This is a genomic window from Lacinutrix cladophorae, from assembly GCF_053604645.1.
This window is the reverse complement of sequence record NZ_JBSHNR010000033.1, coordinates 1-8,147: the sequence shown is the minus strand read 5'-3', so window position 1 is coordinate 8,147 and position 8,147 is coordinate 1. Positions and strand designations below refer to the sequence as shown.

General features: G+C 30.5%; 7 protein-coding genes and 1 pseudogene. All 8 read left to right on the top strand.

Going from position 1 to position 8,147, the window contains the following annotated elements:
* The first annotated feature begins 632 nt into the window (after window positions 1-632).
* The 8 genes and pseudogenes from ACVC3Y_RS00195 to ACVC3Y_RS00160 all read left to right on the top strand — a co-directional run bounded on the left by ACVC3Y_RS00195 (window position 633) and on the right by ACVC3Y_RS00160 (window position 7,843).
* Complete coding sequence (locus ACVC3Y_RS00195; protein WP_452225729.1) at window positions 633-1,031, top strand: hypothetical protein; 399 nt, start codon at window positions 633-635, stop codon at window positions 1,029-1,031.
* 1 nt (window position 1,032) lies between these two features.
* Window positions 1,033-1,433: pseudogene (locus ACVC3Y_RS00190) on the top strand (contact-dependent growth inhibition system immunity protein).
* Between the two features lie 151 nt (window positions 1,434-1,584).
* Window positions 1,585-2,460, top strand: a complete 876-nt coding sequence (locus ACVC3Y_RS00185; protein WP_452225728.1) for a hypothetical protein — start codon at window positions 1,585-1,587, stop codon at window positions 2,458-2,460.
* A gap of 160 nt (window positions 2,461-2,620) precedes the next feature.
* Window positions 2,621-3,541 carry a glycosyltransferase gene (locus tag ACVC3Y_RS00180; protein ID WP_452225727.1) on the top strand — a complete coding sequence of 307 codons (921 nt, stop codon included), beginning with the start codon at window positions 2,621-2,623 and terminating at the stop codon, window positions 3,539-3,541.
* A gap of 151 nt (window positions 3,542-3,692) precedes the next feature.
* A complete protein-coding gene (locus ACVC3Y_RS00175) occupies window positions 3,693-4,763 on the top strand; it encodes a hypothetical protein (RefSeq protein WP_452225726.1) in 1,071 nt (356 codons plus the stop codon).
* Between the two features lie 171 nt (window positions 4,764-4,934).
* On the top strand, window positions 4,935-5,666 hold the full coding sequence (locus tag ACVC3Y_RS00170; protein WP_452225725.1) for a hypothetical protein: 732 nt from the start codon (window positions 4,935-4,937) through the stop codon (window positions 5,664-5,666).
* A gap of 160 nt (window positions 5,667-5,826) precedes the next feature.
* Window positions 5,827-7,182 carry a radical SAM protein gene (locus ACVC3Y_RS00165; protein WP_452225724.1) on the top strand — a complete coding sequence of 452 codons (1,356 nt, stop codon included), beginning with the start codon at window positions 5,827-5,829 and terminating at the stop codon, window positions 7,180-7,182.
* Window positions 7,183-7,240: 58 nt separating this feature from the next.
* On the top strand, window positions 7,241-7,843 hold the full coding sequence (locus tag ACVC3Y_RS00160; protein WP_452225723.1) for a hypothetical protein: 603 nt from the start codon (window positions 7,241-7,243) through the stop codon (window positions 7,841-7,843).
* The last annotated feature ends 304 nt before the right edge of the window (window positions 7,844-8,147 follow it).

Sequence of the window (8,147 nt, the reverse complement as noted above, 5' to 3'; positions counted from 1 at the left end):
CGTTAGCATTCATATTTTCTTTAGATTTTCAAAAACGAAAATTCAGGTAATATGAAATTAAAATTTTTAATAAACTTTTTTTAGTTCATTACCATTTATACATTTTTTCCCACAAGCTTTTAAGATTAATAAGGAAAAGATAGCCTGAAATACGGAACGTAAATAAATTCATAGCTCCGATTTATGGATTTTACTCAAGAAACTTTTAAGATTAAAAGAATGAAATAACCTGAAATACTAAACGGATAATTAATTCTTAGCTTCGATTCATGGATTTGTAACAAGAAACTTTTAAGATCAAAAGAATAAAAAACTCTGAAATACGGAACGCAAATATTAAACTTGAAATACGGAACGCAAAAATAATTACTAGCTTCGGTTCATGGATTTTACTCAAGAAACTTTTAAGATTAAAAGAATGAAATAACCTGAAATACTGAATGTAAAATGCTTAATAAAACTAAACCATACGTAATGCTAACAACGTGTATATTTTATTGCTAGTTCTCGCCTACTTACGAAAATCCTCGCGGATTTTCTATTCGGTTTTTATTTGCTAACTTAGTTGCTTAAACACGCAACAAAGCATACACAAGACCGTTAGCAACAAGCAAAAATCAGAACGCTGAAAAATGAAAGAAGTTAAAATTGAAGTCTATAACAGAAAAGAAAAAGTTACGACTACTCTTTATGCTGAAAAATTATCTGAAAACCAATTTCGGATGATTGACAATGACTTATTTAATAAACAATTGACTTTAGGTGTGGAATTTGAAACTAAAATCAATTCTGAAAACAGACACGAGGTTGTGAAAATTCTGAAAGAAACGGAATTTATTACTCGAAGATTTGGACTGACACCAAACTATAAGGAATCTGATTATCGAATGCTCGGAGAAGAATTAACAAAAAGAGGCGGATTTTGGCAAGTTGACCTTGGAAGTATTGCAACTGTGAATATTCCGAAAGATTTTGAATTTAACATTAATCAAGTAATTAAAGATTTAGGATTAGTAGAAATAACAGATTAAAATGCAATCAAAATCAATCGAACAATTAGAAAATGACTATTGGAAAGAACCAGCTGAATTTCCAACTAATTTGGTGAAAAGGTGTTTTGAATACAGAAAAATAAAAGTTTCAGAATTAACAATCGAACAAATTCGACTTTTGATTTCGCAAAAAATCGGAATTGAATTTTTAATTGGAATAGCATTAGAAAACTTGAACAGAATATAATTGTCGAAGGAGATTTGTATGAGGGAGATTTATTAGATTCTGTTTCAAAAGTGCCAACTGAATTTTGGAATAAAAACTCAACTGTATTTCTGAATTTCAAGAATATCTTTGAGTCTAATAAAGAGAAAGTTATAACGGAACTCGGAGAAAAAGAATATGACCGAATTTCGGAAAGAATAAAAGCCAGTTGCTAACACCGTATATAATTTATTGCTGGCTTCTCGCCTACTTACGAAAGTCCTCGCGGACTTTCTTTGTCCGTAATTATTTACTAAATTAGTTGCTTGAAACACGCAACAAATCATATACAACAACGTTGTAAGCCATTTGAACAGACCAACATAAATGAGTAAAAACCGAGAATTTTGGTACTTCCTATTACAAGGAACTTTAGACGATAAAACAGGAGTTTATTCAAACTTTTATACTTACGGAACACATTGTGGAGATTGTTTAGCAAAAGCAATGAAAACAGCCGAAAAAGAAGGTGTAATAAAACCAGAATTAATTGAAACTTGTAGATTAGATAATTTAGAAGGTTTTGAATTACCAGAAAACGCAATAGAAATGAATTCGGACATTTTTATGCTTTCGACTTTCAATACTTACGAATTAAAAAAAGAAGAAAAGGAATTTACGCCACCAACTGGAATTGCATTTGGAACAGACGAAAACGAATACGAAACGGATTTGATAAAAGAATGCTTTGTTGCTTATGGCAAAAATGACAACGGAATATTTGAATTTGAACTTGTTGCAGATAATTCCAGACTTATAGAAACGTATTTTAAAGCTATTGACTTTTTACCTGATACAGATGGATTTTGGATTTATATTCGTGACCATTGGGAAAATGAACAAACTGAACTGCACGCTGGAAAAGATTTAATCTCAAAAGAGAATATTATAGAATTCTTAAAGTCAAATAATGAATCAACTTTGCAAAACGGATTTATTGACATTGTGGTTCATTCGAAAAAAGGAGAAACAAATCTCACTTTGGACGAGCATAAAAAAATTCAATTACACACGAAAGATGAGTCTGTATTTAACGAATTTATTGGAAAAATAATTGAAATCGGATTTGAACAAACCAGAGAATATTATAACATTGAATTTGGTTATTATCATTGGCATTATCGAACCGACAAAAGTCTCAACAGAAATGAATTTAAGGAAATGTTGAGCAGAAAGAATTTTGAAAAAATAGAACTGAATTAAAAACGGCTTACAACAAAGTATATAATTTATTGCTAGTTCTAGCTTGCTTACGAAAATTCTCGCGAATTTTCTATTCGGTTTTTATTTGCTAAATTAGGTGCTTAATCACGCAACAAACCATATACAGAACCGTTGTAAACCATACCCAAAAACACCGCGAATGACATTAATAAGTCGATTAGTCTTCTTCAAAGATGAACAGAAGGCAGAAAAAAAATCGTCTGAACGAATTACAAAAAACGAAATTTCAATTGTAATTCCAGTTAAAGACAACCAAAAAGGAATTGATAATTATTTAACCAAGTTCTTTGAAACTCACTCGAAAACTGACTTTCCAAAAGAGATAATAATTGTCGATAATAATTCAAGTCCAGCAATTGAATTAAAATCTGAATATCTGAATTTCGGCTTGCCGATTGAATTAATTATGTGCCGAAAAATTGGACCAGCTTCTGCACGAAATAAAGGAGCGGAAATTGCCAAAGGAAAATGGTTGCTTTTTAACGATAGCGATTGTATTCCGACAAAATCAATTTTGAAAGGCTATCTAAAAGCTGATAATAAATCTGTTGCTTATGCTGGAAATATAAAATCATTGGATAATGACAAACTTTCAAAATATTACGAAAGTCAGGAAATACTAATTCCGTTAAAAACTTACAATGAAAATGGTGACTTCGTTCCACAATATTTAATTACAGCTAATTCGCTGATTTGGAAAAAAGCATTTAATGAAATTAGTGGTTTTAATGAGGAAATTGCAATTGCAGGTGGAGAAGATGTCGATTTAGGTTTACGACTTTCAGAAATCGGAAATTTGTCTTACGCTTTTGATAGTGTTGCGATTCACGATTTTTCAGATGGAATTATAGGTTTTTATAAGAGGTTTAAAAGATATGGAGAGGGAAATCGAATTGTTGAAGAACTATGGAAAACTAATTTAAAACCTACTCTATTCCGACCAAATGAAAGGAATTTAGTGAATGAGATTTTTGCCAAATTTCAGTATATTGGATTAAGGATTGGATATAGAAAAGCGGACAAAAAAGTGAGAAAGTACGGTTTACAACACCGTGTATAATTAATTGCTTTGGCAAGTGCCTATTTTGAAAATTCCTTCGGAATTTTCTCGGGCTCGTTTTTGTTTACTAAATTAGTTGCTGAAACACGCAACTAACCATACACAACAACGTTGTAAAACATAATCAACCAAACACATAAACCAAGGAAAGATGAAAAAATTAATCCTAATTACATGTTTTTTGACAAGCATTTTCGCACAAGCTCAAGAATATACATTTATTTCTGATAGCTTAAGATTACTTCCGATGCAAGAACTGATGAAAAAAGAACCACCAGCAGATTTTGAACCCGTTTATTATGAGGATGGCACACCAGTGGCCTTTAAAGAAGTGTTACCTCTAATAATAGAACGAAAATTAATACCTCGCATGTTTGTTGATGAAAATGGAGAATATAAAGCGTTGGTTGTAAAAAGCACTCTTAAAAATGAAGACATAAGAATTGTATATAATGATATACCTAAATCATTGGAAAAACATGGTTATTCTTTTGGAAATCCTGACAGTGATACAGTAATTATAAACATAGATGGTGGACCTGAAAATAATCTTAGTACGTTTAGCTTTGAATATTCATTTAGCGTTCTAGGTGGCATTGATGAAGGCAACTATTTTTTAATAAATATGCGTGAATCGCAAACACTACATCCAGAAGAAACAGAAAAGGAAGAAATTTCGTGGGAACAGGCAAAAAATTATAATAAAAAAACCGTAAAAACGCTATATGAGCTCATTAGTTATTTTAAATCAGAAAATAAAAAAGTGTATGTTGTTGGTGGATCTTACGGTTCTTTAGTTGGTTTACAATCTCTTGTTGATTACAACAATATTGCAGATGGATATTTATTAATGTTAGGTAGACTTGATATGACTAAAGAAGTCAGTACAGCTTATTCTAAAGGATTTGAGGCGAATTTTGAATATGACGCAACTACGCCAATAATTGGTGAAAAATCAGATAATATATATACAGTTAACATGCGAAAAATTGCCGCAGCAATGAATAGAGACATAAAATATACTGAATTGCTAAAAGATTCAAATCTTTCTAACCTCACTTACATTTATAGCGAAATCGACCAAAGCGTTGGCAAACTAACCGAAAAGGAAACAACATTTCTCAAATCAAAAAACGCTAAAGTAGTAAGTGTGAAAATTGAACACGGAAAATATTTCGAACTAGTTTTAAAAGATGGATTGGAAATGATGTTAGAAGATTAAAAATCAGTATAAATTACGTTTTACAACAACGTGTATAGTCAATAGCTTGGTTTGTGTGTACTCGGAAAATCCTACGGATTTTCCTCTGGTTCGTTTTCTTTTGCTAACTTAGTTCCAGCCAACGCTACTAACCATACACAAACACGTTAGCATACATTTAAAACAAACATTGTGAGTAAAATTAAAAACCTTTTATTTTTCATTCTCTTTTTACCATTTGTAGCATTTGCGGAATATAATGGACACCAAATTAAATTCTCAATTGAATTTAAAGATGGAAGTGAATTAATTGGATACAATTTTTTATCATCTATTTACCAAAAAGATAAATCTATAAGCTACACAGAATTTTTAGAAAATAACTACGAACTTATATTGAGAAATCAATTTAACGACTCAATAGGAGAATTCACATATTATGAAAATAGAATTAAATACGACTATTCAGATTATGATGGAACCAAAAGATTTATTTATACTCTGACAGATAAAAAAGAGATTGATAAAAATCGTATAAAAAAATTTAAAATAATTGAACTGACAGACCAATCTTACGCAATCGGAATTTCAACTAATCACGTTTGGAAAGATAGATTATGGATGAAAACTGAACCTGACGAAAAACACTCTTTTGGAGGAACTTTTTGTTCTCACGACATTTATGTTCATAATAAAAATGATAAAACCGACAGAATTATTAAAGCATTAAAAGATATCTCTATCAGTTTCGAGAAAGAAATTAAAGAACAACAAGAAATAATGGAACGCTCTAACGGAACGTACTATTATCAAGCAGAAGAAAAAATTGAGAAAATTGAAGAAGAAATAGATGCCAAAATATCAAAAGAATTGCAAAATTTTAATAATATGAAAGTTGTAATTATAACAATGTGTACGTGCTAAAAAACGTATGCTAACAATGTGTATAATTCATTGCTAGTTATAGCCTACTTACGAAAGTCCTCGCGGACTTTCTATCTGTGATTTATTTGCTATTTTAGTGCTTAAACACGCAACGAAATCATACACTAGACCGTTGTGCCTCATACCGAGAAACCTACAAATGAAGAAACAATACAAGGTAATTTTAATTTCAATGAGTGGTGTAAGAGTTTATAACAAACGATTACTTGACCTTGGATTGACTTTACCCGGATTTGTAGAAAGAAGTGAAGTAATTGCGAGTTTACCAAGTTTAGGCTTATTGACACTTGCAGCTCACACACCTGAAAACTGGAAAGTAATTTATAAAGAACTAGACCATTTTTCAGAATCTGAAATCATAGAAATAATTAATGAAAAGCCAGATATAATTGCATTTTCTTCATTAACAGCTAGAATTAATGAAACATATAAATTAAGTCAAAGATTCAGAAATATTGGAATAACAGTTGCTATTGGCGGTTTACACGTTTCAGCAGTTCCAAATGAAGCACAAAAATTTGCTGACATAGTAATTCAAGGAGAAGGCGAAATAATTTGGGAAACAATTCTTAATGACTTTGAAAACAACACAATCGAACCGTTTTATAGTTCGCTTTCAAACTCAAAATATACTTTCCGTTTCAATTCTTGTAAAATACCAAAATATGAATTGCTTGACATTTCAAGGTATAACAGATTGACAATTCAAACTACGAGAGGTTGTCCTTTAAATTGTAGTTTTTGTGCAGCTTCTCGAACTATAAGTTCCTACAAAAAGAAATCAATACCACAAATTGAAAAAGAATTAAACAAAATCCTTGAAGTTTGGGATAGACCATTTATTGAGTTAGCAGATGACAACACATTTATAGACAAAAAATGGTCAAGAGAGTTGTTAACTCTATTCGCTAAATATAAAATTAAATGGTTTACAGAAACCGATATTTCTATTGCCTATGATGATGAGTTATTGGAATTATTGGCTAAATCTAACTGTGCTCAAATTTTAATTGGATTTGAGACTGCGAATAAAGATGGGCTGAAAGGAATTGATAGAGGTAATTGGAAACATAAACAATTCGATAATTACCTAGAAGCTATTGACAAAATACAATCCTATGGAATTTCTGTTAATGGTTGTTTTATTCTTGGATTTGATACAGATACTAAAGAAACTTTTAAGGAAACAGAGCAGTTTATAATTGATAGTAATCTTTCAGAAGTTCAGTTAACTTTACTAACACCATTTCCAGGAACTGAATTATATAATCAGCTTAAAAGAGAGGGAAGATTATTAACTGACAACTATTGGGACAAATGCACATTATTTGATGTGAATTTTATTCCAAAAAACTTTTCAGTTATGGAACTTGAAACAGAATTTGAAAATCTAATGGAAAATGTCTATTCAAAAAAGCTTGTTGCAGACAGAAAAAAGCACTTCAAAAAAACACTATTAAACAGAAGAAAAACAAATTTATATGAGTCTATTTAAAACCTTAATCAAACTGTTAACTTTTAAGTTAACCAGAGAAGAAATGTTGAAATTTAATATGAAACATTTCTATTTAGGTTTGATTGGCACTTGGCTAGTTGGAATGGGTAGATATTGGGATGATAGTGGTGCTAATTTGATGCAACATTTAGGATTAGGTTCTGTTATTTACATTTTTGTATTAGCGTTATTCATTTGGGTAATTTTAATACCTTTTAAAATAGAAAACTGGAGTTATTTTATTGTGTTGACTTTTATTGGACTTACCTCATTCCCAGCAATATTTTACGCCGTTCCAGTAGAAAAATTTCTTTCAATAGAAACTTCAAACACTATAAATGTTTGGTTTTTAGCAATTGTTGCAGCTTGGAGATTAGCTTTACTATATTACTTTTTAAAGCACTTTACGAAATTAAGCACAGGTAATATTATTACTGTAACCTTAATGCCAATATGTATCATAATATCTGTATTGACTATCTTGAATTTACATAGAGTTGTTTTTAATATTATGGGAGGAATGAGAAACCCAACACCACACGATAGTTCTTATATGGTCTTAATGCTACTGACAGGAATATCGTTATTTTTATCAATACCATTATTGATTTCTTACGGTTTTGGAATCTATAACAGAAGGAAAGAATTAAAAACGAAATAAAGTACGAAGGCACAACAACGTGTATAATTAATTGCTTTGGTCGTTGCTTATTTGGAAAATTCCTTCGGAATTTTCTCGCGTTCGTTTTTGTTTACTAAATTAGTTGCTTAAACACGCAACTAACCATACACAAAACCGTTAAATGCAATCGCTCCGAAAATTGCCTCCATTCAATAACTTAACGCAACAAATCTAAATTTATAGATTTGTTATAATGGAAGTAAAAAAACATAAACGACTTACTCTAAAAGAGAGAATTCAAATAGAGACTCTTTTAAACGAAAACAACACGAAAGCTTATATA